The sequence below is a fragment of the Streptomyces cirratus genome (assembly GCF_014650775.1).
GTDB lineage: Bacteria > Actinomycetota > Actinomycetes > Streptomycetales > Streptomycetaceae > Streptomyces > Streptomyces cirratus.
Map to the genome: position 1 here is coordinate 360999 of NZ_BMVP01000003.1, position 26541 is coordinate 387539.

Annotated in this window: 25 protein-coding genes; 16 read left to right on the forward strand and 9 right to left on the reverse strand. The window is 73.1% G+C overall.

Translation table 11 applies throughout. The features are described 5' to 3' along the window. Positions 1-167: 167 nt before the first annotated feature. Positions 168-1112 (reverse strand): hypothetical protein, encoded by a 945-nt coding sequence (locus IE207_RS11300; protein WP_190183949.1) that lies wholly within the window; start codon positions 1110-1112, stop codon positions 168-170. Between the two features lie 66 nt (positions 1113-1178). Continuing rightward, a complete protein-coding gene (locus IE207_RS11305; RefSeq protein WP_190183950.1) occupies positions 1179-1817 on the reverse strand; it encodes a hypothetical protein in 639 nt (212 codons plus the stop codon). A 473-nt stretch (positions 1818-2290) separates the two neighbouring features. On the opposite strand from IE207_RS11305, the gene IE207_RS11310 reads away from it, so the two are divergent. Then, complete coding sequence (locus IE207_RS11310; protein WP_190183951.1) at positions 2291-2521, forward strand: DUF5133 domain-containing protein; 231 nt, start codon at positions 2291-2293, stop codon at positions 2519-2521. 76 nt (positions 2522-2597) lie between these two features. Here IE207_RS11310 and IE207_RS11315 read toward each other — a convergent pair whose 3' ends face one another. Both IE207_RS11315 and IE207_RS11320 read right to left on the reverse strand, forming a co-directional pair. Next, positions 2598-3695 (reverse strand): glutamate--cysteine ligase 2, encoded by a 1098-nt coding sequence (locus tag IE207_RS11315; protein ID WP_190184223.1) that lies wholly within the window; start codon positions 3693-3695, stop codon positions 2598-2600. Between the two features lie 79 nt (positions 3696-3774). After that, positions 3775-3984 carry a hypothetical protein gene (locus IE207_RS11320; RefSeq protein WP_190183952.1) on the reverse strand — a complete coding sequence of 70 codons (210 nt, stop codon included), beginning with the start codon at positions 3982-3984 and terminating at the stop codon, positions 3775-3777. Positions 3985-4293: 309 nt separating this feature from the next. On the opposite strand from IE207_RS11320, the gene IE207_RS11325 reads away from it, so the two are divergent. Then, entirely contained in the window at positions 4294-5343 is a 1050-nt protein-coding gene (locus IE207_RS11325; RefSeq protein WP_190183953.1) for a YihY/virulence factor BrkB family protein, read from the forward strand. Positions 5344-5500: 157 nt separating this feature from the next. Continuing rightward, on the forward strand, positions 5501-6010 hold the full coding sequence (locus IE207_RS11330) for a VOC family protein (protein WP_190183954.1): 510 nt from the start codon (positions 5501-5503) through the stop codon (positions 6008-6010). Between the two features lie 18 nt (positions 6011-6028). Here IE207_RS11330 and IE207_RS11335 read toward each other — a convergent pair whose 3' ends face one another. Continuing rightward, positions 6029-6787: a VOC family protein gene (locus IE207_RS11335; protein WP_229873643.1), complete on the reverse strand. Its 759-nt coding sequence runs from the start codon at positions 6785-6787 to the stop codon at positions 6029-6031. Positions 6788-6943: 156 nt separating this feature from the next. After that, complete coding sequence (locus IE207_RS11340) at positions 6944-8185, reverse strand: serine hydrolase domain-containing protein (protein WP_190184224.1); 1242 nt, start codon at positions 8183-8185, stop codon at positions 6944-6946. 166 nt (positions 8186-8351) lie between these two features. Here IE207_RS11340 and IE207_RS11345 point away from each other — a divergent pair, with 166 nt between their 5' ends. The 3 genes from IE207_RS11345 (at position 8352) to IE207_RS11355 (ending at position 13730) form a co-directional block, all read left to right on the forward strand. Then, entirely contained in the window at positions 8352-12116 is a 3765-nt protein-coding gene (locus tag IE207_RS11345; RefSeq protein ID WP_190183956.1) for an nSTAND1 domain-containing NTPase, read from the forward strand. Positions 12117-12402: 286 nt separating this feature from the next. Continuing rightward, a complete protein-coding gene (locus tag IE207_RS11350) occupies positions 12403-13305 on the forward strand; it encodes a C40 family peptidase (protein WP_190183957.1) in 903 nt (300 codons plus the stop codon). Between the two features lie 47 nt (positions 13306-13352). After that, the gene (locus IE207_RS11355; protein ID WP_190183958.1) at positions 13353-13730 is read left to right on the forward strand and encodes a hypothetical protein; all 378 of its coding nucleotides are present in this window, start codon (positions 13353-13355) and stop codon (positions 13728-13730) included. Positions 13731-13814: 84 nt separating this feature from the next. Here the strand turns inward: IE207_RS11355 and IE207_RS11360 are convergent, their stop codons facing one another. Together IE207_RS11360 and IE207_RS11365 are read right to left on the reverse strand one after the other, a co-directional pair. Then, positions 13815-13976, reverse strand: coding sequence for a hydrophobic protein (locus IE207_RS11360; protein ID WP_190183959.1), 162 nt, complete (start codon positions 13974-13976; stop codon positions 13815-13817). Between the two features lie 77 nt (positions 13977-14053). Then, a complete protein-coding gene (locus IE207_RS11365; protein WP_190183960.1) occupies positions 14054-14698 on the reverse strand; it encodes a flavodoxin family protein in 645 nt (214 codons plus the stop codon). Between the two features lie 185 nt (positions 14699-14883). On the opposite strand from IE207_RS11365, the gene IE207_RS11370 reads away from it, so the two are divergent. From IE207_RS11370 to IE207_RS34070, 8 genes are all read left to right on the forward strand, one after another. Continuing rightward, positions 14884-15090, forward strand: a complete 207-nt coding sequence (locus IE207_RS11370) for a hypothetical protein (protein ID WP_190184252.1) — start codon at positions 14884-14886, stop codon at positions 15088-15090. 180 nt (positions 15091-15270) lie between these two features. Beyond that, a complete protein-coding gene (locus IE207_RS11375; protein WP_190183961.1) occupies positions 15271-15819 on the forward strand; it encodes a hypothetical protein in 549 nt (182 codons plus the stop codon). A 527-nt stretch (positions 15820-16346) separates the two neighbouring features. Then, positions 16347-17438, forward strand: a complete 1092-nt coding sequence (locus IE207_RS11380) for a mechanosensitive ion channel family protein (RefSeq protein ID WP_190183962.1) — start codon at positions 16347-16349, stop codon at positions 17436-17438. A 263-nt stretch (positions 17439-17701) separates the two neighbouring features. Beyond that, positions 17702-18532, forward strand: coding sequence for a hypothetical protein (locus IE207_RS11385; RefSeq protein WP_190183963.1), 831 nt, complete (start codon positions 17702-17704; stop codon positions 18530-18532). A 187-nt stretch (positions 18533-18719) separates the two neighbouring features. Further along, positions 18720-19976 carry a PA0049 family protein gene (locus tag IE207_RS11390; protein ID WP_190183964.1) on the forward strand — a complete coding sequence of 419 codons (1257 nt, stop codon included), beginning with the start codon at positions 18720-18722 and terminating at the stop codon, positions 19974-19976. 81 nt (positions 19977-20057) lie between these two features. Continuing rightward, a complete protein-coding gene (locus IE207_RS11395) occupies positions 20058-20705 on the forward strand; it encodes a hypothetical protein (protein ID WP_190183965.1) in 648 nt (215 codons plus the stop codon). Positions 20706-20732: 27 nt separating this feature from the next. Then, positions 20733-20996, forward strand: coding sequence for a hypothetical protein (locus tag IE207_RS11400; protein ID WP_190183966.1), 264 nt, complete (start codon positions 20733-20735; stop codon positions 20994-20996). Positions 20997-21125: 129 nt separating this feature from the next. Beyond that, the gene (locus IE207_RS34070; RefSeq protein ID WP_190183967.1) at positions 21126-21998 is read left to right on the forward strand and encodes a transposase; all 873 of its coding nucleotides are present in this window, start codon (positions 21126-21128) and stop codon (positions 21996-21998) included. A 16-nt stretch (positions 21999-22014) separates the two neighbouring features. Here the strand turns inward: IE207_RS34070 and IE207_RS11410 are convergent, their stop codons facing one another. Next, a complete protein-coding gene (locus IE207_RS11410) occupies positions 22015-22449 on the reverse strand; it encodes a VOC family protein (protein ID WP_190183968.1) in 435 nt (144 codons plus the stop codon). A 165-nt stretch (positions 22450-22614) separates the two neighbouring features. On the opposite strand from IE207_RS11410, the gene IE207_RS11415 reads away from it, so the two are divergent. Further along, positions 22615-24066 carry a L,D-transpeptidase gene (locus IE207_RS11415; protein WP_229873645.1) on the forward strand — a complete coding sequence of 484 codons (1452 nt, stop codon included), beginning with the start codon at positions 22615-22617 and terminating at the stop codon, positions 24064-24066. 386 nt (positions 24067-24452) lie between these two features. Further along, the gene (locus IE207_RS11420; protein WP_229873646.1) at positions 24453-26444 is read left to right on the forward strand and encodes an RICIN domain-containing protein; all 1992 of its coding nucleotides are present in this window, start codon (positions 24453-24455) and stop codon (positions 26442-26444) included. The last annotated feature ends 97 nt before the right edge of the window (positions 26445-26541 follow it).

Genomic DNA, 26541 nt, shown 5'->3' on the forward strand with positions numbered 1-26541 from the left:
CTGGTAAGCACCGTGTCACCAGCCGCAGACGGCAGTGATCTCGGGTGGCATCCCTCGTGCGGGTGATGGGGTGCCAGCCGGGGAACGTACGGACACGTGAGCCCGGTGAGTCCCGTTCACCGACGGTGCAAGACCGTGGTCGTGGGCGGTTCGCGCTTGTTCCTGCTCTATTGGAGGGTGACGACGATGGGTAGCAGCCCGGTCCCGTCCGCCATCGGGGCCAGTGCCTTGCCGACCACGGCGCCCAGAGCCCGTGAGGGGTCGGTGGCCTTCATCGCGTGTCCGACGGTGGGGGACGAGGTGAGGAGGTCTCCCACCTCGATCGCCGCGAAGGACGCGTCGACCTGGCAGTAGACCTTGCCGATCATGGCAATGGGGCGGACGTCCTCGCCGCATCCGGCGTCGAGGATCAGACCCGGCCGGTAGGCGCCGGCTCCGGCGACGATCCCGATGGCCTTCTTGTCGTACTCGCGGTCACTCGGCGCGACGCGGCCGTCCTCGTCGAGGCACATGAGCGTTCCGGGTTCGCTGGCGGCTGCGGCCGGCCTCGTCTCGAAGAGCTCGGCGAGGTCGCCGCCGAGGAGGCGGATGTCGCCGGAGACTTCGAGATCGCCCTGAACCACCGTCTTCCCCTGGAACACGGCCGCGGGACCGTGCTTGCTCGTGGCGAAGATGCCCGCGCCGTTGACGCTCTGCCCGACGACTCCGGAGCCGTCCGCCTTGTTGTCGCCCCACACGCCGGCGGCCCCCGTCGCGGCGGGGGAGCTGGTTTCACCGTATACGCCGTGCCAGTGCTGGCTCTTGCCGATGACTCCCGGGCCGCCGGCGACACCTTCGCCCATCACACCGGCGCCGCCGGTGGTGCTGTCGGTCTTCCCGTAGACGCCCATCCACTTGCTGCTTTCACCGATCACACCGGGGCCGCCGTCGGTGTTGCTGCCGGATACCCCTGCGGCATTCGCGCTCGCACTGATGCCGACGACACCGTGCCACGTGGCGCCGTCTCCCCGGACACCGACTGCTCCGCCCTGACCGTAGACAGCGGTCGTGTCACCGGTGGACACGCCGTGAAAAGCCGTCTCGCCATTGGTTTTGTTCTCGACGGTCGACATCAGACCTCCAACATTCGCATGATTACTGCTGGCCTTCACCTCTGGGTCGTACCACCGGGCGCCCCGCTACTCCCGGTACTCCCGCCGGCACACGATCTCGACTCCGGCGCCGCCGGAGGAATCTTGATAGCCCCCCGGGGAGCAGTGCGTATCGGGGTCCGCGGCGAAGACCGTGAGAGCGGCACCCCCCACGAGGAGGCCCAGACCGGCGGCGATGGCCTCGACGACCGCGAACGCGTTCGTCGAGACGTGCAGGTCGGCTCGCCACGACGAAGCCGCGATCGCGTCCCAGTTCGCGGAGATGCGCTGGTCCCAACCGTCCTGCTGCCAGTCGTCATCCCGCGAACCGAGGTCCGTCGTCCCGTGAACGGTCCCGTCGGCCGCGTAGGCGTAGATTTGGCCGTGCGGGTCCGTGTAGTCGAGCACGACACCGAAGGCGTAGTCGTGTCCGACGAGGCCTGATTCGTGGACCTGTCCTCGGTAGGTCCAGAACCCGTCCGAGAACAGGACCAGTTGGGCCCTTCCTGTCACGGTGGAAGGTCCCAGGTCCCCGCTGTGGATGTCGTAGGACTGCGGGGTCAGCCTGCGCATCAGGTCGCGGCCGGAGACCTCACCGCGCAGTCCTAGATGGTCGACCAGTCCCCGCACCGACATCGCGTTGCCGACCGGGGTGAACTTGGAGGCGGCAGACCGCAGCGTCGTCATGGCAGCGCTACCAGCATTCGCACGTGGCCGACCTCGCGGGGCAGGAGGTACGCCGCCTCACCGGTCTCCGGCATCCGCCGGGTCCGGGCCGGCCGCGCCCACAGGGTGGACGCCGGTTCCCCGAACCACTTGCTGTCCGGCGGCTCACTCCGAAGCGGATCACAGTACTTCAGTACCGGCTGCTGCTCTTCGGGCACGGACATCGCCATCACCGACCTCGTCTCGTCGCGATCGCCACCTCCCCGCCGCAATCGGCACGGACACATCGCTTCACCCGAAAGGCCTAAGGAGAAACGATCATCCGATATCCGTGAGGCTTGTTTCCGCTGTTCTCCGGGCGCGTGAGCTGCCCCGACCTGCCGAGCCCAAGAACTGATCACCGCCGCGGCTTCCCGCCCGCTGGGCAGGTGTAGCGCCGCGCAACGGGGGCAGCCGAGGGGCAAGATCGTCCGGCTTCCCGAAAGGATCCGCCCATGCTGATGGCCCACCCGGCCGTGCTGTCCGGTCTCGTCGAACGCTACTGGGCGCTGGCGGTCCTGTGCGCCCAGGACGACACCCCGCAGACCCGCGGCCGTATGGACGACGTCGGGCGCACCCTGTGCGTCGCGACGGGCACCTCCAGTGTGGACGCGGCGCTCGCGGCAGCCCGCTACCGACTGCCCGGCGCCCGCACCTTCGACGATTCGGTCCTGGCGACCCGTTAGGCCCTGTCCCGGCCCGCACGACCGTTGCCCTGCCCCTCCGACGAGGGGCAGGGCAACGGTCGTGCGGGCCGCGGTGCTACCCGGAGGTGGTGATGCGGGCGCACTCCCGTACGACGTCGCCCAAGTCCCCGGTCTTGGCCAGCAGTTCGCGCTGGACGCGCGCCCCGTTGCCGCGCTCGAAGAGCTCCTCGATGCCCTGGCGGGCAGGGGCGGCGTCCCCGTGGTCCTCAAGGGCTTCGCGGACGTGCTCGAACAGGGCGTCCACCACGACGCGGGCCGGTGCCTCCAGCATCGTCGTCGGGTGGATGAGGGGTCCGTCGATGCCCGAGCGGGCCGCCCGCCACGACGCCAGCCGCAGCAGGCTCACCCCGATGCGCGCCGGGGGCTCGCCGGCCTCGTAGCCGCGCGCCGCCGTTTCGACGAGCCCGCGTACGAGCGTCGCGAGCAGGACCGTGGTGGAGGGGTGCAGGCACACGTCCGCGACGCGGATCTCCACGGTGGGGTAGTTCGCCGCGAGCCGGGCATCGAAGTAGATCATGCCCTGGTCGCGGAGGACCCCGGTGGCGACCATGGCGGACACCTGCTCGTGGTACCGGTCGGCGCTGCCGAAGATCTCCGTCGGTCCCGCGGAGGGCCACCGGTTCCACACCCGGCTGCGGTAGCTGCCGTACCCGCTGTCCTGGCCCTGCCAGAACGGCGAGTTCCCGCTGATGGCGGTGAGGACGGGCAGCCAGGGCCGGATCCGGTCGATCACGGCCACCCCCTCTTCGTCGGAGTCCACGCCGACGTGGACGTGGCAGCCGGAGGTCAGCTGTTCCTGCGCGGTGAGGCCGAACCGCTCGGCGACCCACGCGTAGCGCTCCCCGGCATTGGTCGAGGGCCGGACCGGCAGCGGCGAGGTGGCGAGCGCGGCCACCTCGGCGCCGGCCTTGGCCGCGTGCCGGGCGGCCTCGGAGCGCCACCTGACGATCTCCTCGGTCAGCTCCCCCATCTCGGTCACCGGTTTGGTGGAGAATTCCACCTGCTCGCGCATCAGCTCCTTCTCGAAGGTGCCCTGCTCTTCGGCGACGGCATGCCGCTCCGCCTCGGCCAGGACCGCGCCCGACACGGAGAGGGGCTCACCGCTCTCCGCTCCGATCAGGAGGAGTTCCTCTTCCACCCCGACGCTACGCAGACGCACTCGCACCACTTCCGTTCGTTTCCGCTGTTCCGATGGTGCGCGGCTGCCCCGGCTCGGGGCCGCCATGCGCCGGCTACGGCTTGTTGGCGATCGCTCCGAGGTACTGGTTGAGGGACTCCAGGCGGGCGTCGAGGCGCTCGGCGCTGTGGGCCACGTCCTGGAGTTCCCGCGCCGCGGCGAGCACTGCCAGGACCAGGGCGCGGGCGGCCGGGTCGCTGACGTCGCGCAGAGCGGTGCGGGCTTCGTCGAGGAGGGGTGACGGGACGGGAACGGTCGATTCCATGTCTGTCTCCTGTCGGTGGGGTGTCAGTGGGGGAGCGGGAGCCTGCCCCTGCCGGGTCAGCGGCTGCTCCGCTTGAGGTTGTAGACCAGGATGAGCAGGGCCACGGCCATCAGCGCCAGGTGCATCCATACCGGGCCTGCCGGAACGTGCTCACCGGCCGTCGTCGTCCACATCTCCGCTGCCTTCCGCCGGGGCGTAGCGCTCTGTCGTTGTCGTGTTACCGCGCATGCCCGCGATCCGGGCGGCGACGCGCCCGACGGCTCCCGACGGTCGAGGTTTCGCCCGCCCGCGAGTGGACATCCGCCTGGCATGAAAGACACCCCAGCTCCGCACGACAGGGGCGACCGCGACGGCCGGGTCCGGCCGACGGAGCCCGTATCCGGCCCCGGCCCCGGCCCCGAAGTGGAGCGCAGGGCGCCGGACGAGCCCACTGACCTCTCCGGCCGGTCGTGGGGGGCCGTGCTGAAGCGGACCCTCCGGGAGTTCCAGAGGGACGAGCTCGCCGACCGGGCCGCCGCCCTGACGTACTACTCCGTGCTGTCGCTCTTCCCGGCGCTGCTGGTGCTGGTGTCGCTGCTGGGGGTGGCGGGGAAGTCCACGACCCAGGCGGTGCTGGACAACCTGCAGAAGCTGACACCCGGCTCGGCGCGGGACGTCATCTCCGACGCGGTCCGCCAGCTCCAGGGCGGCACGGGGCTCGGATCGGTCCTGGCCGTGGTCGGCCTGATCGCAGCGGTGTGGTCGGCGTCCGGCTACGTCGCGGCGTTCATCCGCGCGTCCAACGCCGTCTACGACGTGCCCGAGGGGCGGCCGGTGTGGAAGGTGCTGCCGCTGCGGCTCGCGCTGACGGTGGGGCTGCTGGTCCTGGCGGGCGCGAGCGCGCTGATCGTCGTGTTCACCGGCGGTCTCGCGCGGCGGGCGGGGGACGCGCTGGGCCTCGGGGGGACGGCCGTCACGGTGTGGTCGATCGCGAAGTGGCCCGTCCTGGTCCTCCTCGTCACGATCATGATCGCGGTGCTGTACTGGGCCTCCCCCAACGCCAAGGGGCGCGGATTCCGCTGGATCACGCCCGGCAGCCTCCTCGCGCTGCTGATCTGGATGGCCGCCTCGGCGGGCTTCGCGCTGTACGTCGCGAACTTCGGCTCGTACAACAAGACGTACGGCACGCTGGCGGGGGTCATCGTCTTCCTCATCTGGCTCTGGATCACCAACCTGGCCATCCTCCTCGGCCTGGAGTTCGACGCCGAGATGAGCCGGCAGCGGGCGATCGCGGGCGGCTTCCCGCCGGACCGGGAGCCGTACGTCGAACCGCGCGACACCCGCGAGTGGAACGACGAGGACAAACGCCGCGCGGAGTGACCCTCCGTCCGGACGGCGGAACGCGTCCGCCCCCGCTGGCCGTCATCACGACGGTCGTGTCCTGACACCGGCGCTTGACCTCAACCGGGCTTGAGTTTCTAAGTTCCTCCCAGAGCCGCGGGTACCGACCAGCGGCGTCTTTCCATGGAGGTTCGCCGTGACCGAGCGCACAGCCCACATCGAGATCCCCGACCGCTACCGCCATGCCGTGATCCCCCACATCATGGTCGACGACGCCGCCGCGGCGATCGATTTCTACGAGCGGGCGTTCGGCGCCCGTGAGGACTTCCGGCTCGACGCTCCGGGCGGCGGGATCCTGCACGCCGAGATCACCATCGGACGGTCGGCCCTGATGCTGGGTGACGCCGGCGTGGAGGAGGCGGAGACCGCCTCCTTCGCCGCGCCGGCCTCGCTGGGCGGGGGTACGTCCGTCACGCTGCATGTCTTCGTTGCGGACGTCGACGGCCTGGCCAGGCGCGCGGAGGCCGCCGGCGCTGAGATCCTCCAGCCGCCGAAGGACATGTTCCACGGTGACCGCACCGTCATCCTCAAGGACCCCTCGGGCCACATATGGGTATTTCTCGCCCACGTGGAAGACGTCTCACAGGAGGAGCTCCGGCGCCGCCTGGCCGCCGCCGGTGCCGGGACGGGCGTCGCGACCCGGTGAACCATGCCGGTCACAGCACTAGGAGCGGCCCGTGGGCTGGTCGTGCGTCAGGGACGCCGTGACGGTGAACAGGGCTCCGTCGGGGTCGCGGAGGGCGGCCCAGCGTTCGGAGGCGTTCTCCTCGATGTCAGACATGACGCGGCCGCCCAGCGCCTCGGCGGCCTCGAGGGCGGGTTCCAGCGCGGGGACCCGGAAGTGGACCCGCCAGCGCGGCCGGACCTGCGGCTGGAGCGCGGCGGTCTCCACCGGGCCGCTGTTGAGCCGGGCCACTGGCTCGCCGTGGTGGCGCAGGACGACCTGGTCGTCCTCGTAGGAGATCTCGACGGGCCCGTCGGCCCACCGGAGCACCTCCCCGTAGAAGACGGCCGCGTCGAAGGCGTTCAGGGTGAGCAGTTCCAGCCAGGCCGGGGCGTGCCCGGAGCCCACGCGCCAGCCGGAGAAGACGATGCCCTCCCAGATGCCGAAGACGGCGCCGTCGCGGTCGGTGGCCAGGGCGCCGCGGCCGCCGGTCTCGAAGGAGACGGGCCCGACGCCGACCGTTCCGCCGCGCTCGCGGATGCGGGCCACCGTCTCGTCGGCGTTTTCGACGGCGAAGTAGGCCGTCCAGGCGGCCGGCACCTCCAGTTCCCCCGCCAGTGCCCCGATCTCGGCGACCGGGGCGCCTTCCACCTCGGCGACGGCCAGGCCTTCGCCGAGCCCTCCCGGCCGGAACGTCCAGCCCAGGACCGCGGCGTAGAAGCGCTGGGCGGCCTCCAGGTCCCGCGTCGCCAGACTCACCCAGCACGGAGCGCCCAGGGCATCACCCGTCGAATCCTGCACAGCCGCGCTCCGTCCCTCGCCGATGCCGGGGCGCCACGGCGGCGGCCCCCCTCAAGAGGTACCGTCCCGGCCGTACCGCCACCGTCATGACGCGCCGCTGGGCCGGGGGCTTGATCAGCGCGCCCGGGCCTGGCCCCGCTCGGGCAGGTCCTCGTCGGCGGGGAGGGCGGCGAAGCCGCGGCGGGGGGTGCCCTTGGCGGTGGCGGGCTGCTTGCCGCAGAACGCCGCTTCGAGGGTGCCGCCGAGCGCCGTGTTGGCCTGGCCCCGGTTGGAGGTGTTCGCCATGGCGGCGAGGGTGCGCCCGCCGTCGCGGGTGGCGAAGGCGTAGGTGTAGAAGCCCTGGACCGTACCGGTGTGGCCGTACACCGAGGTGCCGCAGGACAGGTCGTAGCGGCGCAGGCCAAGCCCGTAGAAGCGGGTGTGCGTGGCGTCGGTGGGCGTCATCGCGAGCATCGCGTCGAGGGTGCGGGCGGGCAGCAGCCTGCCGCCCAGCAGTGCGGAGACGAAGGTGTTCAGATCGGCCGCGTTGGAGATCATCGCACCGGCGGACTGGGCCCAGGAGACGGTCTGTTCGGTGGAGTCGACGGGTGGGGCCCCGGCCTCGTCGGGGTACAGGTAGCCGTGCGCGTGCGGGCCCTTGATCTCGGTGCGGGGGTGCACGTAGGAGGTGTTCTTGAGTTTCAGCGGCTTGATGATGCGCCGCTCGTACTCCTCGGCGACCGGGTGGCCGGTGGCCTTCTCGATGAGCATGCCGACGACGACGAAGTTGGTGTTGGAGTACGCGTACGCCGCACCGGGTTCGGAGGTGCGCGGCTCGCGCAGTGAGAGGTTCACCAGTTCGTGGTAACCGAACACCTTGTTCCGGACGGCCTCGAAGCCGGGAACGGTCCGGTCGAACATCGCGTTGGTGTAGTCGGCGAGCCCGCTGCGGTGGGTGAGCAGGTGCCGCACCGTGATCCGGTCGTCGGGCAGCAGCCCCGGCAGGTAGTGGTTGACGGGGCGGTCCAGGCCGATCCTGCCCTCGTCGGCCAGTTGCAGCAGGACCACGCCGGAGAACGTCTTGGTGACGCTGCCGATGCGGAAGCGGGAGTTGGGGTCCATGGCGGCGCCGGTGGCCCGGTCCTGGACCCCGACGGTCCTCGTGGCCGCCCCCGCGGGGCCGGTGAGGCGCACCATCGCGCCGGGGGCCCCGGCGGCGGTCGTGTTCCGCAACGCCAGGGTCACACCTTCCAGATCGGGCGCGGCCGGGCCGCCGCGCGTCGTCGGCGCGGAGGGGGCGGCGTAGGCGGTGGCGGCGGGGGCGAGCCCGCTCACCACCGCGATCAGGGCTGCGCTGACGGCCAGGCGACGGTCCATGGTCAGGGACACGTTGCTCCTCAACTCGGTTCGCGGGGGCCAAGTGGCGGTGGCAGCCTACGCGCGCGCGGGGCCCCGTCGTGTGCGGTGAGCCCCCGTCAGCACCGGGCGGGCGAACTCGTTCCCCCTCAGGCGTACGTTCCGCCCGCGAGGGAAGGTAGGCCCCGTGCCGACGGACGACGAGACCCTCGATGGATTCGCGGCCGAGCTACGACGCCTGCGCCGGCGGCGCAACGTGTCGCTCTCGGACCTGGCCCGCTCGATCCACTACAGCAAGGGCTACCTCAGCAAGATCGAGAACGGGCGGAAGCCGCCCACCCCCGACGTCGCCCGGCGGTGCGACGAGGCCCTGGACGCGGGCGGCGAACTGCTGCGCCTGGTCCCGCCGGTACCGGCCGTCCCCCCGGCCCGCGCGGGGGACGAGGGGCCCGGTCCCGCGGGTTCCGGCGAGGTCTGCCCGTACCGGGGGCTGGCCGCCTACGGACCCCGCGATGCGGAGTGGTTCTTCGGCCGTGACAGCGCCACCGCCGAACTGACCGGCCGGCTCGCCGAGCGGATCGGGCACGGGGCGGTGGCAGTGGTGGCCCCGTCGGGCGCCGGGAAGTCCTCGCTGCTGCGCGCCGGGCTGCTGCCCGCGCTGCGCCGGGGGGCGCTGCCGGTGGCCGGGTCGCGGGACTGGCCGGTGGTGGTGTGCGCGCCGGGGGCGCATCCCCTCAAGGAGCTGCTGCGCTGCGCCGCGGACGCGCTGGGGGCCGCGGCGGCGGGGATCACCCCCGAGGAACTGGCGGACCGGCCGGACCTGCTGCCGCACGCGGTGGTGGGCTCGCTCGGCCGGCCCGGGCTCGTACTCCTCGTCGACCAGTTCGAGGAGGTGTTCACGCTCTGCGAGGACGACCGGGAGCGCGGGGCCTTCGTGCGCGTGCTGCACGCGCTGGCCGCCGGCGCCACCACCGCCGTCGTCATCGGGCTGCGGGCGGACTTCTGCGGGCACTGCCTCGACCATCCGGAGCTGGTGGAGGTGTTCACGCACGGCCTGTTCGCCCTCGGCCCGATGTCCGACGGGCAGCTGCGCCGAGCCATCTCGGAACCCGCCGCACGCGCCGGGCTGGCCCTGGAGGTCGGCCTGGTCGAGTTGCTGCTGCGGGATCTCGGGGACCGCTCGGCCGCCCACGCCGGCTCCCTTCCGCTCCTCGCCCACGCCCTGCTCGGCACCTGGCAGCAGCGCACCGGCAGGACGCTGACGGTGGCCGGTTACGAGATGACCGGCGGGATCCACGGGGCGGTCGCGCGCACCGCCGAGTCGGTGTTCGCCCGGCTGGAGCCCGCCGAGCGGCGCATCGCGCGCCAACTGCTGACCAGGCTCGTGCACATCGCGGACGGCGAGGGCGCGCAGACCCGCAGGCCGGTCGAACGGGACCGGCTGCTGCGGCAGGTGCCGGATCCCGGGGCGGGCGGCCGGGTGCTGGACGCGTTCATCGAGGCCCGGCTGGTGACCGCCGACGGCGCGTCGGTGGAGATCACCCACGAGGCGCTGCTGCGGGCGTGGCCCCGCCTGCGCGAGTGGATCGAGTCGGACCGCTCCGCCCTGGTGGTGCGCCAGCGGGTCTCGGACGCCGGGGCGGAGTGGGTGCGGGGCGGGCGCGACCCCAGCCTGCTCTTCCGGGGCGCGAGGCTGGCCGGGGTGCGGGAGTGGGTCGAGCGGCAGGAGCCGTCCCAGCTGGGGCCCGAGGAGCGGGAGTTCATCGCCGCGTGCGAGGCGGAGGAGGAGCGCCGCGGCCGGGCGGTGCGGCGCCAGAGCAGGATCCGCCGGGCCCTGGTGATCACTTTGGCGGGGCTGCTGGCGGTGGCGCTGGCGGCCGGGGCGCTGGCCTTCCAGCAGCGTTCGCAGGCGCTGGACCAGGGGCGCACGGCGCAGTCGCAGGCCATGGCGGTACGGTCGCGGGCCCTGGCGGCGGGGCAGCCGGAGGCGTCCATGCTGCTCGCGGCCGCCGCCTACCGCACGGCGCCCACCGCGGAGGCCCGGGGGGCGCTGCTGAGCAGCCAGTCGCAGTACTTCGCCGGCCGGCTGCGCGGGCATGCCGGGGCGGTCAACTCGGTGGCGTACAGCCCGGACGGGAAGCTGCTGGCCTCGGCGAGTTCGGATTCCTCCCTACGGCTGTGGGACGCGGCGGGGCGCCGCCTCGTCGGCACGTTCACCGGGCACACCGGGGCGGTCTCGTCGGTGGCCTTCGCGCCCGACGGGAGCAGGCTGGCGACGGCGGGGGCGGACGGGACGGTGCGCCTGTGGGACGTGGGGGCCCGGCGGCCGGCCGCCACCTTGACGGGGCACCGTGGCGGCGTCCGTTCGGTGGCGTTCAGCCCGGACGGCCGCACCCTGGTCTCCGGCGGCCTCGATCACACCGTGCGGCTGTGGGACGTGCCGGGCGGCACCGCGCGGGAAGTCCTGACCGGGCACGACGACGCGGTGATGGCCGTCGCGTTCAGCCCGGACGGCTCGCGCATCGCCTCCGCCGGGGCGGACCGCAGCGTGCGGCTGTGGGACACCGCCGACCCCGGACGCGCGGTGGTGCTCTACGGCCACACCGACCAGGTGCTCGGGATCGCCTTCTCCCCCGACGGCAGGACCCTGGCCTCCGGTGGAGCCGACCGGACGGTGCGGCTGTGGGACCTGCCGGGGGGTGCGGCGGGCGCGGTGCTCACCGGCCACGGCGACGACGTGAACGCGGTCGCGTTCAGCCGTACGGGGGACACGGTGGTCAGCGCCAGCGGTGACGGCACGGTCAAGTCGTGGGACCCCGTCACCCGCAAGGTGATCGCCACGCTGTCGGGCCACACCGACTACGTCCTCGCCGTCGCCGCCGGACCCGGGGAGCAGCTCGCCACCGGCGGGTTCGACCAGTCCGTGGTGCTGTGGGATCCCGGCCGGGCCGCTCTGGCCACCCGGCCCTTCACCGAGGCGTGGCAGTCGGCGTTCTCCCCCGACGGCCGGCTGCTGGCGTCGGCGCAGGCGGACCACACCGTGCGGGTCTGGGAACCCGGCCGGCACCGGCTGCTGACCACCCTGACCGGCTGCGGGGGTTCGGTGTTCGGCGTCGCGTTCTCGCCCGACGGGCGTCTGATCGCCGCCGCGGGGGCCGACCGTACCGTCAGGACCTGGGAGGTGGCGGGCGGGAAACCGGTCGCGGTGCTGACGGGTCACGGCGGTTCGGTCTTCGCGGTGGCGTTCTCCCCGGACGGCAGGACGCTCGCGTCGGCCGGCGCGGACCGCACGGTGGTCCTGTGGGACGTGGGCACGGGCCGGCGGGAAGCGACCCTCGACGCCCACCAGGACTTCGTCAACGCCGTAGCGTTCAGCCCGGACGGCCGGACGCTGGCCTCCGGGAGCGATGATCTGACGGTACGACTGTGGGACGTGAAGGATCCACGGGGCGCCGGGCGTTCGCCGCGTGCCGTACTGCGCGGCCACACCGGCTCCGTGCGCGGCGTCGCGTTCTCCCCGGACGGGCGGATCCTCGCCAGCGGCGGCAACGACGGAACGGTCCGCCTGTGGGACACCGCGCGGCTCGCCCCGGCCGCCACCCTCGCCGGGCACAGCGGATCGGTGCGGGCGGTGGCGTTCAGCCCCGACGGCAAGGTGCTGGCGAGCAGCGGCAGTGACCAGAGCGTGAAGCTCTGGGATCCGCGGCGCGCCGAGCAGACCGCCACGCTGAACGGCCATACGGGAGCCGTGTGGGGCGTCACCTTCGACCCGGCGCGGCCGGGCACGCTGGCGAGCAGCAGCAACGACGGGACCGTGCGGCTGTGGAACACCGACACCACCGAGCGCACGGCCGGGCTGTGCCGGCTCCTGGGGGACACCGGGCCGGAGCGCTGGGCCGGGCTGCTGCCTGATGTCCCGTACCGGAGGGTGTGTCCGGCGGGCGCCCGCTGAACTGCGGGAAAGGGCCGTTTCCCCGGGCGTTTCCCGTTTCCCAACGGCAAGGGCGACGCGTGGCGTCTCGACAGGGGCGCCCGCCGCGGCCCAGTCTCGAACCACCGCAGCCGGTGGCGGTGTTCTGGTCGCAGCCGCCGTCACCGGCCGACCTTGCGGGCTTTCCGGCCATCGTCACGGGAGCCGGCGACCACGCGCCACGTCATGGGGAGACCACGTCGTGGGTCACGGGGCCGTCGGAGCCCGACGCCGTCCGGAGGACAACGGGGAGAACGGGGAACCAGTCATGCGCACCATCCTGTACGAAGCGAGGCGGTCCGTCGCGGCGGTCGCTCTCCTGGCGCTCTGCGCGGCGGGGGTCGCGGTCCAGCCGGCGGGCGCCGCACCGGCACGGAGAGCCGAGGGGGCCGGTCCGGCGGCGGGCACGGCGGCCGCCGAGGGGAGCTGTGACGTCCTCGCGCCGGGCGCGTCCGCCGCCGCACAGGCCGCGGTCCGGGCCGCCTGCTCGCAGATCGGCGTCTGGTACACGTGGGGAGGCGGCCACGGGCCGCAGCCGGGCCCCACCTACGGGCAGGTGGACCCTACCGATCCGGCCAGTCAGCACGACCCGGAGCGGCGCGGGTTCGACTGCTCGGGGCTCGTCCGGTACGCCTACGCCCAGGCCACCGGTCAGGACATCCTGGCCGGCACCTCCAACGCCCAGTACCACTCGTCCCGGGTCACGGCGCGTTTCGGCGCGTCCCAGGGCACCGGGCCGCTGCTGCCCGGTGACCTGCTGGCCTGGGGCGGTGACAACTCCATCCACCACATCGCCGTCTACCTCGGCGCGGGAAAGATGGTCGAGGCCCGGCAGTCCGGCACCCACGTGATGGTGAGCGACGTCCGGCTCGGCGGCGACTACAACGGCGCCGTGCGCATCGGGGCCGCCGACCCCGGGCAGGGCGGCACCTTCTCCACCTGGGGCACGGACGTGTGGACGCACAGCGAGCCGTCCACGACCAGCGGGCGGGTCCACAAGTTCGACGGTCCGACCCGGGTGCGGATCAGCTGCCAGAAGCACGCCCAGCCCGTGGACGCCGAGGGCTACCACAACGATGCCTGGTCCTACCTGCCGGAGTACCAGGCCTGGATCACCAACATCTACATCCAGGGTCCCGCCTGGCTGGACGGCGTCCCCACCTGCCCCTGACACACCTTCACCCACACCGATACGCACAAGGAACCGAGGAGTACACCGTGAACGCAGCAAAGAAGTTCGCCCTGCTGGCCGGCGCGGCCGCCCTGACGGCCGGCCTCACCGTCACCTCACTTCCCACCGCGAGCGCCGCCCCCGCCAAGCCGGCCGCCGACTGCGGCGTCCACTCGGACGGCAGGCTCTACTGCGGCAACAGGGCCGGCGCGAAGGGCTACGCCGACCGCTCGTACCGCTCGGCGACGCGCGGCACGCTCAACACCACCTACAGCTGGTTCGTGTGCTGGGGCCCGGGGGACCCGCACCCGGGCGGCAACAACGTCTGGTACTGGACGCAGCTGGACAACGGCGCGTGGGGCAACGTCCCGGCCGTCGACGTCAACACGCCCAACGACCCGGCTTACGGCCTGCGCCAGTGCTGAGCCACGACTGCTGAGCCGGTCAGTACGGTGGGGCCCACTCCCGGTCGGGAGCGGGCCCCACTCGTGTGCGCGTGCGGCGGTGCGCTACCAGCGGTACCAGCGGCCGCCACCGCCCGCGGGACGGGCGACGAAGCCGATGAGCCACAGCACCAGGACCGCGATCGCGACCCACCACAGCACCTTCACGGCGAAGCCCGCGCCGAACAGGATGAGAGCGAGCAGAAGGACGAGAAGCAGGGGAACCATAGTTATCAACCTCCGAAGTGGCGACTGCCCCGCCCGGCCCTCCCCATGCGCGCGAACCGCCCCGTTGTCCGGCTCCGTCAGCTCGGCGGGTACGCGGCCGCCTTGAGGCGGCGGGCCAGGTGCGCGGTGTTCGCGGCGAGGGTCGCGGTGGTGCCCGCCGTCTCCTCGGGCGTCTTGTCGAGGTCCTGGTAGTCGGTGCCCTGCATCGCCTCGCCGACCCAATAGGTCACGGCGCCGGGCGCCAGGCTGAAACCGACGTCGTTCAGGCCTTGGAAGAGGTCGGCGCTGACCTTGTGGGCACCGTCCTCGTTGCCGACGACACACACGGCCGCGACCTTGCCGTAGGTGAGCAGCCGGCCCTCGTCGTCGGTCTCGGAGAGTTCCGCGTCCAGGCGCTCCAGGACCCGCTGGGCGACGCTGGAGGGATGGCCCACCCAGATCGGTGTGGAGATGACGAGGATGTCGCTGCCGAGGATGGTCCGGCGGATCTCGGGCCAGGCGTCTCCGTCGCCCATGTCGCTCTGCACTCCCGGTTTGACGTCGTGGTCCACGACCCGGATGACCTTGCCGGTCACGCCGTGTTCGCCGAGGGCCGCCATCGTCTGCTCGGCCAGCAGCTGGGAGCTGGAGGGAGCCGGCGAGGGAGTCAGGCTGCAGACCAGCGCCACGGCGCGCAGCGGGGTCGTCGGGGAGACGGTGTCGGGGTTGTGTGTCGTTTCCATACGGACGCGGGTGCCCTCCCCCGGCGTTCTCTACCGGGCCGCCGGGCCTTCCTCGGGGGACCGAAGACACCCCTGAACCACACGCTCGGTCACCGAAAAGGTGCGGTGCGTAGCAGACCGTGGCAGCGTCGGAGGTGCGGAGGGCAAAGAGGCCCTCCCGACGAGAGCAAGGAGCGTGAACCGTCATGGGCGGTATGCGGGACAAGAACCAGCAGCCGGGCAAGAGCCGCGAGGAGCAGGAGCACCAGCGGCAGCAGCGCCCCGGCCAGGACCCGGAGTCCATGCGGACGGGTGGCCGCCAGCGCAAGCCGGGTGAGGTGTCGCACGACCGCGCGCTCGACGACGACATGCCGCGCGACGACGACATGGACATGCCCCGCGGCCAGCGCTGAACCCGCGGCTGCGCGCACAGGACTCCGGCCGGTGGCTGACCACCGGCCGGAGTTCGCCGTGCCGGGCGGCGCCGGGCGGGCCGGCGGGCGAAGGGACCGGGCAGCCGGGCCATGCGTCCGCCTCAGGCGGGTAGGCGTACTGGAGGGGACCCGTGTGCGCGAGGCGCAGGGAGGCACGACATGGCTCGGGTGTCGGTGGAAGGGACGGAGATCGTCGTCCGGCTGTCCCCGCGGGAGCGGCTCGCCGTGCGCCGCCGACGCAACATTCGCGTGCCGGTCGCGGCGGTACGTGAGGCAGCCGTGGAACCCAGCTGGTGGCGCGCGCTGCGCGGCGTGGCGGGCAGGGGCAGCTGGCACCCCGGGCGCTGTGTGGGGATCAGGCACGCTTCAGAGGGCGGGAACGGCGAGGACTTCGTCTCGGTACGGGCCTCCGGTCCCGTGCTCCGCCTGGAACTGGCCGGTGACGCCGAGTTCCGCCGGATCGCGGTGAGCATCCCGGACCCGGAGGGAACGGCGCGCAGGCTGCGGCCCGTGGACCCGCCGGCGGAAGACGCGGGGCAGCGGAACGAGGGGCGCCCGGAGCGGGTGCCGCGCCGCCCCCTGCTCCAGCACGAGGGCGGCACGGTGGACGACCACGGCCGAGCGCCCGGCGCTCCTTCGCGGACGGGCACCGGCGCGCAGCCCAAGGCCGACGACGAGCGGGTACGCAGGGCCAACGAGGGCGGATGACGGGGCAGGCGCGGCGGTCGCGCGCCTGAGGCCGGCCAGGATCCTCCGGCGGGCCTGCGCCGCCTGCGCCGGCATCTTCCGGTGCAGCGGGTTCGCGGCGGCGGCCGGCCCGGGCCGCGCCGGTCCAGGAGTTCCCCGGAGCCGGCGGTGATCCGTCCCCCCGCGGTGTCCCGGTCGCAGGGGACCGGCCCGCTGCCGTCGGGGACGAGGGGGCTCGTCAGGCGGTCCGGGGAGGCGTCTGGCCTTCAGCCGGACGGGGCGTTGCGGGCGCGGCGCGGCGCGGCCACGGGCGCCTACCCGGGGTCGGACGGCTCACGCCGACGGCCGCGGCGGCGGGCGGCCCCGGCCGCCCGGGCGGTCCACCCCATGGGGCAGGATGGAAACTCCCGTTCCCAAGGCGTTCATCAGCCCGAACGGGGGTCTCCGCACGACGAACTGACAGGTGACAAGGTGACGACACACCCCATACGACGGCCTGCGGCGGCCGCCGCCGCTCCCCCGGTCCGGCGTGGAGCGGAGGGCCCGCGTTGAACCGGGACCTCGTCCTGCACGACTGGCTCGTGGCCGGTATCGCCCTGGCCGCCGGGGGCGTGGCCGCACTCCTGCTGCGCGGGCTGCTGCGCTGGCTGGCCAAGCACGCCCTGCGGACCCGGTGGAGCGGCGACGACATCATCGTCGACGCGCTGCGCACGCTCGCACCGGGAGCGGCCGTCATCGCGGGCGTCGCGGTGGCCGCCGGCACGCTGCCGCTGACGGCCCGGATCTCGGGGGTCGTCAACGCCTCGCTGACCGCCCTGCTGATCCTCTTCGCCACGTTCAGCGCCGCCCGGGTCATCGCGGGCCTGGTCCAGTCCGTGGCGCAGTCGCGGACCGGAGTGGCCGGTTCGGCGACCATTTTCGTCAACATCACGCGCATCGTGGTGCTCGCCATGGGCGTGCTGGTCGCGCTCGAAACCATGGGCGTGTCCATCGCGCCGCTGCTGACCGCGCTCGGTGTGGGCGGTCTGGCGGTGGCCCTCGCCCTCCAGGACACCCTGGCCAACCTCTTCGCGGGCGTGCACATCCTGGCCTCGAAGACGGTGCAGCCCGGCGACTACATCCGCCTCAGCAGTGGCGAGGAGGGGTACGTGGTCGACATCAACTGGCGCAACACCGTGGTACGCAACCTGTCGAACAACCTCGTCATCATCCCGAACGGGCGGCTCGCCAAGACGAACATGACCAACTACACCCAGCCGGAACAGCAGTTGTCGCTGCTGGTGCAGGTGGGCGTGGGGTACGAAAGCGATCTGGAGCACGTCGAGCGCGTGACGCTGGAGGTGGTCGACACCGTGATGGCCGACATCAACGGCGCCGTCCCCGATCACGAGGGAGCCGTCCGCTTCCACACGTTCGCGGACTCCCGGATCAACTTCACGGCGATCCTCGGCGTCGGTGAGTTCAGCGACCAGTACCGGATCAAGCACGAGTTCATCAAGCGCCTGCACCAGCGGTTCCGGGAGGAGGGCATCTCGATACCCGCCCCGACGCGGACGGTCGCGCTCCAGCGCGAGGACGCCCTCCCGGCGCACCCGGTCCTCCCCCACCAGCGCGAGGGCGGCCGGACCACCGTGCGCTGAGGCAGCCGGCCCGGGGGCTGAGCGAAGGCGAGGGGCTCGGGTTGGTCGCGTTGGCGTTCGTACGGATCTGCGCGAGGCATCCCCGGGCCCCCCAAGCCGTGGCCGGCCGCTCCACCCACCCGGCCAGCTGACGCGCTGACGCCTGCGACTCCCGTCCCCGAGGAGGTACGGCTCGCCGTGGCCTTACGAACTCCCTTACGGAGTCCTACCTTTGAGCCATGAGAACTCGGCGTTCCGGACCGCTGGCGGGAGTTGTGTCACCGGTGACCGACGGATGGCGGCTGCTGTTCGTGCCCAGCCGGGCCCGCCAGCTGGCGTTCGCGCTCGGGGCGAGCACGGTGGTCCCGGCGGTGGTCGCCGCCCCACTTCTGCTGGGCGCTCTGGTGGCCGCCGTGATCTCGGGAAGCTCACTCGTCTGGGGCGGTTTGCGGCTCTTACTGGCGCTCACGGTCGTCGCAGTGATCCTGCTCGCCGTGGCCATGATGTGCGTCACGGTCTCCACGATGGTGCGGTGGGTCGAGCTCCGCCCCCGGGCAACTCCGGCGCAGGTCGTGATCGCCCGCTTTCTGCGTTCGTCGACCATGGCGACGGCCGATCTGCAGCGAGTCGTCGTCATCGAGCGACTCAGCCTGGGGAAGCGACAGTCGATCAAGGTGGTGCTGCACACCCGCAGCGAGACGGTGGAGTGCGAACCGGCGACGTCCGCACCGCTCTCCCGGGTCGACGCACAAGCGCTGACCGGCTGGTTGACCGAGCAACTCGGCCCGGCCCAGGTGGCGGTGGAGCATCAGACGCAGGTCAAGCGGGACTTCCTGCGTCCCGACGAGTGGTGGACCCCGTCCCACATCGCCAAGCTGTGGCGGGTACCCGTCAGCGAGGTCGACGCCATGGCCGCCCGGCGCGGCGTCGAGGCCTATCCGTACACACCCCGGGCGAGCGCGATGTACAGCCCGGGCACTTCGGTCACCGTCTACGACCCGGGCCGGGCCTACGAGGTCGCCGAAGAACTCCGCGCGGAGCGAGCCGCCCGGCGGGGCGCCGACAGCACGGCAGCCCCCGGCCCGGACGGGGGCGACGCAACGGATTCCCGCTGACCCGGTCGGGCCGAAGCCCACGGCCGATCAGGCCGGGCCCGCCCAGCCGCTCCACGCCGCCCGGGCGCAAGGCGCCGCGGCGCCCGACGCGCGTACGCGGCAGGCCGGCGCGAAGGCTGGCCGGAGGGGCTCTGGTTGAGGTGACCGGGTCTGTGTAATGTCACATCGCATGATGATCTTACGGCGCGTGGCGTCTGCCGCGTCCCTTCTCTGTGTCCTCCTCCCGATCACCGTCGCCGCTCCCGCGCACGCGGCCGACGGCGCGGCGTGCACCTCCGTCGCCGCCGCTCCGGACGCCGAGCAGGCGCGGCTAGCGGACGCACGCACCACCGCGCTCGTGGAGCGGGGCGGTTTCGGGGACTTCGTCCGCCGCTTCCCCGCCGCACTGTGCACCGTGCGCGGCCCCGCCGAAGCCGGCCGGCTGCTCGACGGCTGGGGCGAGGCGCTGTGGCAGTCCGCCGTGCGCCGGGCCCAAGGGCAGCGGCCCGCCGGCGACCTGCCGGCCGGCGACGACCGGCCGCTGTACTGGGCCCGGCTCGCGATGACCGCCCAGCTGGCCCGCTGGGATCCGGGGTTCGCGATCGACGGGGCCGCCCTGCGCAGCCGGTTCGAGGACGCCTCGCGCGGCCTCACGGGCAACGCCTTCCGGCCCGCGCCCGGGGTGCGGCGCGTGTTCATCAGCGGCTTCGACCCGTTCGGGCTCGACGCGGAGCTGCGCCGGGCGAACCCGTCCGGGTCCGCCGCCCTCCAGCTGAGCGGCCGTCGCATCACCCTCGCCGACGGGAGTCCCGCCGAGGTCCGTGCCGTCGTCCTGCCCGTGCGCTACGCCGACTTCGACGCCGGGATCGTGGAGCGGGCCTTCGCCCCGAAGCTGGCCGGCGGCCCCGCCCCGGCGGACGTCATCACCACCGTCAGCCAGGGCTACCCCGGCATCTTCACCCTGGAGGCGTGGGCGGGCCGGGCCCGGTCGGCGGACCCCTACCCCGACAACACCGGCGCCCTCTCGGGCGGCACGCGCGAGCACCCCGTGGACGCCCCGGGTCTCGGCCCGGGCGCCGAGTTCATCAGGACCACGCTGCCCGCCGAAGCGGTGACCGGCGCCGTCCAGGCGCCGTACCCGGTCCTCCTCAACACGGAGGTCACCGAGATCCCGGAGGGCGGCACCACGCCGGTGGACCGGACCGACGGCCCCACCCCCGGCTCCCGGGCGGTGGAGGGCGGCGGGGGCGGCTACCTCTCCAACGAGGTGGCCTACCGTTCCAACCGGCTGCGCGGCGAACTCGCCCCGACGCTGCCCGGCGGTCACCTGCACACCCCGGTCCTGACGGGCCTGCCGGCCGATCCGCAGCTGCTGACCGGACCGGAGTTCGAGCGCAACGAGAGGGCGATCACCTCGGAGGTCCGCTCGGTACTGGAACACGCGGCCGCGCCCACGGCCCGCTGAGCCCGAACAGGCGTGCCACGGGCGGGCTATACGATCTGACGCGTACGCCCGCCCGTCAGCCGAAGGAAGAACGACGACACCATGACGGTCCACCGCCCGGGACAGCCCGGTGACCTGCCCCCGCCGCAACTGCTCTGGTCGCGCTGGGCGTTGCTCGCCGTCCTGGAGGCGACCAGCGGGGCCGAGGGCCGCGGGGTGCACCGCACGGGCCACTGGATCACCGGCACCGGCCTCCACCTCGACGACGCGGGCTGCACCTGGTGGACGCTGTCCCGCATCGGCGAGGACCGCTACGTGCTCTACGGCGAGGACGAGTCGAGCGGCGTCAAGTGGCACGAGCCCCGCATCGACATGCTGGCGGGTGCGCCGCACTGGCTCCCCCACGAGAAGCTGCGCGACCTGCTCGAAGGCTGGGAACTCGGCTGCGTCTACTGGTACGAGAACGGCTCCTGGGCCCGCGCGCCGTACCCCGGGAGCCTCGCCGACGACGGCCTGGACTGCGGCATGAGCCGTTTCCTGGACCGCGAGGAGGTGCTCGGCATGCTGGCCGACGCCGACGAGCCGGTGGAGGGCCCGACGGCAACGGACCTCCTCGACGCGGCGGAGGCCTACCGCCTGTCCCCCGAGCAGTTGGACGCGCTCGCCGACGACGACCCGGCGCGGGACCTCCCGGCGATGCACCGCGCCCTCGCCGCGTCGGGCCTCGCGGCGGCGGCGCTCCCCCGCTGAGCCGCCCGACGTGGTTAACGTCGTCCCATGAACACGTCACCGCAGCGCTTCGAGATCCTCCTGGTCCCCACCCACGTCGAGAAGCCGGGCGAAGCACACCGGGCCGGCGACCCCGTACGCTCCGCCGTCGTGGAGGCGACCGGCGAGACGGGTGCCTCGGGGTACCCGCGGTACGCGGGGAACGGCATGGAGGCGGACATCGACCCCGCCAGCGGCACGGTGGAGGCCCTGCTCGTCGACGGCGCCGAACTGGACTACGGGCTCACGGCCGTGGCGAAGCGCCGCGACTGACCCGTCCTGCGGCGGCGGGCGCCGAGCCGGGCCCGTCCGGCTCGGCGTGCCACGCGGCGGCCCATGCCCCGACGGTGTTAGACAGGCAGCCCATGCCGTCCGGTGTGGCGGGCCGGAGGAACGGGGCGGATGGACGGATCGACGGCGGGCACCCGGAACGTGCCGGACGGCGCCCGCGAGGCGCTCGCGGTGCAGACCTTGGCCGACCGGGCGACCGGCGTGCTGATGGCGCTGGTCCCCTGCGGCGGGGAGACGGCCCGCCGGCTCCTGGCGGACACCGGCCGGGCCACCGGCAGCGAACCCCCGCAGACGGCCCGGGCCGTCGTCGCGCTGGCCGGCGGGCGCGATCTGCCCGCCGGGCTCCGGCAGGCCCTGCGCGCCGCCATCCGTGGCGCGCGTACCACGAGCGCCCCGCCGGCGCAGCGCCGCCCGGCCGCTCCGGGGCCCGATCCGCGTCTCGTACGGGAACAGCTGGCGCGGCTGAGCGCATTGCGCCGCCGCACCCTGGAGGCCCCCGCGGACCCGGTCCTGCGCGGCCTGCTGGAGGACTCCGCCGACGCCCTGTGCCTGCTCATGGGGCACCGGACCCCCCACGAGGCCCTGCGGGCGGGCGAGGTGCTCATCGCCGCCGGACGCATGCCCGGCGGCCGCGCCGTGACAGCCCGTCGGCAGCAACTCCTGACGGACCGGGCGTGGGCGGCGGTCGAGGCGCTGCTCCCTGCGGCCGTCCGCTTCGGGCACGGGCCGCGGCGGCTCTTCGAGGCGATGCTGTGGAAGGTCTCGACGCAGGCGCCCTGGACGGACCTCCCGGCGCACTACGGCCCGTGGCACACGGTGGCCGAACGGTTCCGCATCTGGTCCGCCGACGGTACTTGGGAGCGCGCGCTCGCGGCCGCCGCTCTCACCGACACCGGCGCCACTGTTGTCGGCACCGCCGGCGAGGACGACGGCCTGGACGACTGGACCACCCCCTGGCTCCCCGCCTCCGCCGGGGACCGCTGAGCCGCGGTCCGCGCCGTCATGCCGCGCCGAAGTCGGGGAGGGTGAGGGTGCCGTCGTCGGCGAGGGTGAAGCCGGGATTGTGGGCGATCTCCCAGGGGTGGCCGTCGGGGTCGGTGAACGTGCCCGCGTAGCCGCCGTAGAACGTGGTCGCGGGAGGGCTGGTGACGGTGGCCCCGGCGCCGCGTGCCGCCTCGATCAGTGCGTCCACCTCCTCGCGGCCGCGCACGTTGTGCGCGAGCACGATCCCGCCGAAGCCCGTCGGGCCGCGGTCCTCGATCCCGGAGTCCGCCGCCAGCTCGCCGCGGCTCCACAGGACCAGGGCGAGGCCGCCGGCCTGGAAGAAGACGGTCTGCGCGGTCTCCTGCCCCCGCCAGCCGAGGCTCTCGTAGAACGCCCGGGAGCGGGCCAGGTCACTGACGCCCAGGGTGATCAGGCTGATGCGCTGTTCCATGGCCGGAAGCTACCACCGGCCGCGCCGCACCCTTCGGGCTTGCTCCGTGCGGGTTGTCTTGCGTGCGCGTTCGGCGGCACGCCCGAGCGGGTGATCATCATCAAGGCGTCCAATCGTTTTGATGGTGTCATCGGGCCGTGGGCGATCCGGGAAGGCTGCGTGGCGATGACATCGGCACACGGGGCAGGACGAAACAGGTTGTGGGGCGCGGTCGCCGCGGTCGCCGGTGCCGCCCTCGTGGTGGCCGCGGCCCCCGGCCGGCCGGTGGGATCCGATGCCTCGCGGCTCGCCGCCGAGGGCGCGGAAGCGGCCGTCACCCTGCTGGTCGGCAGGGCCCTCGACGAGGGCCACGGCAACGTGACCGTACGGTGCCCGGCGGAGAAGGCCCTCCAGGCCGGACTGTGCGACGGCTGGCGGCAGCAGCGGGTGCTGGCGACGGCCTGGGGCGCCGGATCGGTCCTGGGCCGAGCGGCCGGTTCGGCCGGCCCGGCGCCCACGGTCGCCCTGCCCACCGACGCCGACGGGCCCTTGGAGATCGCGCTCGCCGATCCGGGGCGGCTCACCGACGTCACCGTCCACGACCGGCACGGGCGTTACGTGGGCGGCGCGCTGGACCCCCGCAGCCGGCGCTGGGCCAACACCGAACCGCTGCGGGCCGGCGAGGAGTACACGGTGCGCGTGGGCGCGCAGGACGTGGCGGGGACACCGGTCGGCGTGACGATGGCGTTCCGGACCGCGCCGCCCACCGACGACGGCCGTCTCACGGTCGAGTTCGGGCCGAAGGAGGGCACGTACGGCGCGGGCCAGATCGTGACGGCCTCGCTCAGCCGCCCGGTCGCGGCCACCGACCGTACGGTCCGGGCCCGGGTGGAGCAGGCGCTCCAGGTGACCTCGGAGCCGGCGGTGGAGGGCGGGTGGCACTGGGTCGACGACTCGACGCTGCACTACCGGCCGCGTACGTACTGGCCGGCCCACGCCGTGGTGCACGTGCGCAGCGGCCTGGACGGCGTCGAGGTCGGCGAGCACGCCTACGGGGGTCCCTCCGACGGCCTCGACCTCACCATCGGTGACCGCGTCGAGGCGGTCACCGACGCCGCCGAACACGAGATGACCGTACGCCGCAACGGGCGGGTCATCCGCACGATCCCGGTCACCACCGGCAAGGCCGGGTTCCGCACGCGCACCGGCGTCAAGGTCGTGCTGGGCAAGGAGCTGGAGGTCCGGATGCGGGGGGACTCCGTGGGCATCGGCCGCGGCACGAGCGAGTTCTACGACCTGCCGGTCCGCTACGCCACACGGGTGACGTGGAGCGGGGAGTACGTGCACGCCGCGCCGTGGTCGGTCGAGGCCCAGGGCGAGGAGAACGTCAGCCACGGCTGCACCGGCATGAGCACCGCCGACGCCGCCTGGTTCTTCGCGACGGTACGGGAGGGGGACGTCGTGGAGGTGGTGAACAGCGGCGGCGAGAAGATGGCGCCGTTCGGGAACGGGTACGGCGACTGGAACCTGGACTGGCCGGCCTGGCAGCAGGGCAGTGCCCTCGCGGCCGCCCGGCAAGCCTCTTCCGTACCGCCGCCGGCGGTCCACGCTTCCTCGCGGCTGCGCCCCCTCGCCTGAGGAGCCGGCCGGACTCACCGCTTGTGACGGCGGGAATTCGGCTGGTGATAAATAGATGAATCGCTGACTGAATTACCGTCAACAAGCCTAATCCTATATCTCGATTACATAACGAGATGACCATAAAAGGCCTGGACCAATCCTGATCCACGCGCGTAAATCCCTTGTGGCACAAGGAATCTGATCGTTCATCAAATACGGTCGGGTAGGTAACGGTCCGATATCCCGGACCGCTTTCCCGTTTGTCCGAATTCTTCACGCGCACCGTCTGGCAGGCTTCCGCGCACCCACTCTTCCGACCACGAGTTGAGGTGCGCATGACTAGACATCGCAGAAGGCCTGAACACCGGCGCAAACCCCGGCGGTTCATACTCATCACCGCCGCCATGGCCACGGCGGCGGTGATCGCGGGGGGAGTCGCCTACTCCGGACTGGGTGACGGCGCCCAGGCGGCCCAGCCCGTACAGGCCGAAGCCCTCGGCTCCCAGACGCCCGCACCGGCCGCCGCACCGGCCCGGGACCAGGAGCCGGCACCCCTCATGGGCGCGCCCGCCAACGAGGACGCCCGCGGCATGATCTACGACGGCCTCAAGGCCGCGCCCCAGGGCGACCGTTGCGTCGGCGTCTACCGCACGGAAGCCGGGCAGTGCACCCACGGCCCCGACGCGCCGCCCAAGGGCGTCGACATCAAGGCCGAGATAGCCCCCGCCGTCAAGACGAAGGCGGCCGCGGCCGATCCGGCCCACCCCGAGGCCGGCGCCCCCGCGAGCACCGAAGCCGACGGGCGTCCTCAGGACGCGCCCGCCGCCGACGCGCGCACCGCCAAGGCCGCTTCCGCCGCGCCGGCGCCGGCGCCCTCCTCAGCGGGCAAGGCCGTCGCCGCGGGCCCCGCGGGCCAGACCGTCCCGTGCGACGGAGACGGCAGCACCGGCAACCGCGTCCAGGTGGTCTACGTACACGGCCCCGACCGCGACCGGTACTCCGAGTACGTCGCATCGTTTCGCAAGTGGGCGGCCGACGCCGACCTGATCTACTCGACGAGCGCCCAGGAGACCGGCGGCATCCGGCACATCCGCTACGTGACGGCCGCCGACTGCACCCCGACGGTGCTGAACATCGAACTCCCCGCGTCCGCGCTCTCGGAGTTCAGCGCGACCAACAACGCGCTCGCCGGCAAGGGCCTCGACCGCCGCGACCGCAAGTACATGATCTTCGCGGACACTCAGGTCTACTGCGGCATCGGCACGTTCAACGGCGACGAGCGGGCCGGCCAGGACAACCTGAGCAACTTCGGCCCCTCCTACGGCCGTACGGACTCCGGCTGCTGGGGCGGCCACACCGCGGCGCACGAACTCGGCCACAACCTCGGCGCGGTGAACAACAGCGCCCCCAACACCAGCCGTGGCGCCCACTGCACGGACGAGTACGACGTCATGTGCTACTCGGACACCCCGTACTACCCGCAGATGCGGTACGTGTGCTCCAACCAGGCGGCCGAGAACATCCTGGACTGCAACCACGACGACTACTTCCACACCAACCCCAAGCCGGGCAGCTACCTCGCCACGCACTGGAACATCGCGAACAACCAGTTCCTGATGCGCACGGGCGGCGGCACCGACCCGAACCCGAACCCGAAGCCGACGCCGACCCCGACGCCCAGCCCCAAGCCGACCAAGAATCCGACCGGCGGGCCCGCCGTGACGGCCGGTCAGCTGAAAGCCGACTCGGTCGTCGTCAGCTGGCCCCAGGTGCAGGGCGCGGTCTGGTACCAGGTGCTGCTCAACAGCAAGCACCTGACCTGGACGCAGTCCCAGGTGCTGCGCATCTACAACCTCCAGCCCGGTACGGACTACAAGGTCGCCGTGTCGGTCCGTGACGGCGCCGGCCGTGACAGCGGCCCCGGCAGCGCGGCTTCGTTCCGCACGCCGGGCGCCGGCGGCGGAGCCACCACCCCGGGCAGCCGCTACACGCTGGGCAACGGCAGCACCGGCATGTCGGCCGAGCTGTGGGGCGGCCGCACCGCCGACGGCACGGTTCTCGTCGGGGCACGGGCCAACGGCTACGCGCCGCAGCAGTGGTACTTCGACGACGCGGGCGGCGGGCTCGTGCGGATCCGCTCGGCGGCCTCCGGCAAGTGCCTCCAGGCGGGCAGCGCCCCGGCCGCCGGCGTATGGGTCGCGCAGCAGCCGTGCGGGAGCGACTCCGCCCAGAACTGGCGGGTTTCCTCCCGCGCGGGCGCGGTGACCGTCACGGACGCCTCGGGCGGCTACGCCCTGAGCGTGAGCAACCGCCCCTACTACGGGGACTGGCTGCTCGACCTCCAGCGCGCGGACGGCCGCGCGACGCAGGTGTGGACGGTCCAGAAGGCCGGCTGACCCTCCGTACGACCGGCCGTGGGGCGGGGACGGCCGTCCCCGCCCCACGGCCTCCCCTCATCTTCTCCGCCCCTCCTTCTCCACCCCACCGCAATGG

Coding starts and splice junctions, on each gene's coding strand:
- IE207_RS11395 (WP_190183965.1), top strand. CDS start 20,058: ATGACGGTCCACCGCCCGGGACAGCCCGGTGACCTGCCCCCGCCGCAA.
- IE207_RS11375 (WP_190183961.1), top strand. CDS start 15,271: ATGGCTCGGGTGTCGGTGGAAGGGACGGAGATCGTCGTCCGGCTGTCC.
- IE207_RS11415 (WP_229873645.1), top strand. CDS start 22,615: ATGACATCGGCACACGGGGCAGGACGAAACAGGTTGTGGGGCGCGGTC.
- IE207_RS11420 (WP_229873646.1), top strand. CDS start 24,453: ATGGCCACGGCGGCGGTGATCGCGGGGGGAGTCGCCTACTCCGGACTG.
- IE207_RS34070 (WP_190183967.1), top strand. CDS start 21,126: ATGGACGGATCGACGGCGGGCACCCGGAACGTGCCGGACGGCGCCCGC.
- IE207_RS11325 (WP_190183953.1), top strand. CDS start 4,294: ATGAAAGACACCCCAGCTCCGCACGACAGGGGCGACCGCGACGGCCGG.
- IE207_RS11350 (WP_190183957.1), top strand. CDS start 12,403: ATGCGCACCATCCTGTACGAAGCGAGGCGGTCCGTCGCGGCGGTCGCT.
- IE207_RS11410 (WP_190183968.1), bottom strand. CDS start 22,449: ATGGAACAGCGCATCAGCCTGATCACCCTGGGCGTCAGTGACCTGGCC.
- IE207_RS11300 (WP_190183949.1), bottom strand. CDS start 1,112: ATGTCGACCGTCGAGAACAAAACCAATGGCGAGACGGCTTTTCACGGC.
- IE207_RS11400 (WP_190183966.1), top strand. CDS start 20,733: ATGAACACGTCACCGCAGCGCTTCGAGATCCTCCTGGTCCCCACCCAC.
- IE207_RS11360 (WP_190183959.1), bottom strand. CDS start 13,976: ATGGTTCCCCTGCTTCTCGTCCTTCTGCTCGCTCTCATCCTGTTCGGC.
- IE207_RS11370 (WP_190184252.1), top strand. CDS start 14,884: ATGGGCGGTATGCGGGACAAGAACCAGCAGCCGGGCAAGAGCCGCGAG.
- IE207_RS11310 (WP_190183951.1), top strand. CDS start 2,291: ATGCTGATGGCCCACCCGGCCGTGCTGTCCGGTCTCGTCGAACGCTAC.
- IE207_RS11305 (WP_190183950.1), bottom strand. CDS start 1,817: ATGACGACGCTGCGGTCTGCCGCCTCCAAGTTCACCCCGGTCGGCAAC.
- IE207_RS11365 (WP_190183960.1), bottom strand. CDS start 14,698: ATGGAAACGACACACAACCCCGACACCGTCTCCCCGACGACCCCGCTG.
- IE207_RS11340 (WP_190184224.1), bottom strand. CDS start 8,185: ATGGACCGTCGCCTGGCCGTCAGCGCAGCCCTGATCGCGGTGGTGAGC.
- IE207_RS11320 (WP_190183952.1), bottom strand. CDS start 3,984: ATGGAATCGACCGTTCCCGTCCCGTCACCCCTCCTCGACGAAGCCCGC.